Source organism: Pseudomonas sp. 51_B (assembly GCF_017491595.1).
Taxonomy (GTDB): domain Bacteria; phylum Pseudomonadota; class Gammaproteobacteria; order Pseudomonadales; family Pseudomonadaceae; genus Aquipseudomonas; species Aquipseudomonas promysalinigenes.
On the sequence record NZ_JAFGYW010000067.1, the window covers coordinates 1 to 853 of the forward strand.

General features: G+C 59.4%; 2 protein-coding genes and 1 pseudogene. 1 reads left to right on the forward strand and 2 read right to left on the reverse strand.

Annotation, left to right across the window (positions count from 1 at the left end; all coding sequences use genetic code 11):
• The first annotated feature begins 109 nt into the window (after positions 1 to 109).
• Positions 110 to 295 carry a carbon storage regulator CsrA gene (csrA, locus tag J5M56_RS23620; RefSeq protein ID WP_024013891.1) on the forward strand — a complete coding sequence of 62 codons (186 nt, stop codon included), beginning with the start codon at positions 110 to 112 and terminating at the stop codon, positions 293 to 295.
• 5 nt (positions 296 to 300) lie between these two features.
• Here the strand turns inward: csrA and J5M56_RS23625 are convergent, their stop codons facing one another.
• Both J5M56_RS23625 and J5M56_RS23630 read right to left on the reverse strand, forming a co-directional pair.
• The gene (locus J5M56_RS23625) at positions 301 to 528 is read right to left on the reverse strand and encodes a YheU family protein (RefSeq protein WP_003172962.1); all 228 of its coding nucleotides are present in this window, start codon (positions 526 to 528) and stop codon (positions 301 to 303) included.
• A gap of 166 nt (positions 529 to 694) precedes the next feature.
• Positions 695 to 853: pseudogene (locus J5M56_RS23630) on the reverse strand (osmoprotectant NAGGN system M42 family peptidase); the annotation flags it as partial.

Consider the following 853-nt stretch of genomic DNA (forward strand, 5'->3'; position numbering starts at 1 on the left):
GCTGTGGGCGTGGGCTACTGTAGGGCAAGACTAATTTGCTCGTCGTGGATTGTGAAGCCGCTGTAAGCCGCGCATCTTCAGGGTTTGCCAGTCCTGAAGGATGAATCCCATGCTTGTACTCAGCCGTGTGGTCGGTGAGTTGATTTCAATTGGAGACGACATCACCCTGCGTGTTCTGTCGGTCAACGGTTCCAGCGTGCGCTTCGGCGTCGAGGCGCCGAAAAAGGTCCATGTACACCGCGCCGAGGTCTATGACCGGATCAAGCGCAAGGAGGCCGCAGCGAAGGCTGGCTGACGGCTTCAGTCGAACAAATGCTTGGGTACGTCGTGCTTGAGCATCAGCTGGCACTGTTCGCTTTCCGGGTCGAACACGATCAGGGCCTGGCCTTTGGTCAATGCCTGGCGTACGCGCAGGACGCGGGTTTCCAGCGGGGTGTCATCGCCGTTGTCGGTACCGTCGCGGGTGACGAAATCCTCGATCAGGCGGGTGAGGGTGTCGACTTCAAGCGCGTCGTGGGGAATGAGCATGGGCACCTCGGTCAAATCGATGTCGGGATGCTACGGGGATTGGGTTTCGTCTGCCAGTTCTGTATCGGTCTTGCCGGCCTATTTGCGAGCAGGTTCGCTCACACCTTTGAAATGCGATCCGTGTGGGAGCGAGCCTGCTCGCGAAAGCGGTTATCTCACCGAAGGCTCAACTGTCAGAACGCTGCCCCACCAGACTGTCCACCGGCGGCACGCGGGTTTCGCTTTCCATCTGCGTGTCATGCTCAATCTGATGGCTGAAGCGATCCAGTGAAGCATTGGCCGGTGCCGCGTCGCTGGCAAAGACCGGCGGGCTGAGGATGTACGC

What these genes read in the sequence shown, in the direction of transcription:
- J5M56_RS23625 (WP_003172962.1), bottom strand. Translation starts at nt 528, where the DNA reads ATGCTCATTCCCCACGACGCGCTTGAAGTCGACACCCTCACCCGCCTG.
- csrA (WP_024013891.1), top strand. Translation starts at nt 110, where the DNA reads ATGCTTGTACTCAGCCGTGTGGTCGGTGAGTTGATTTCAATTGGAGAC.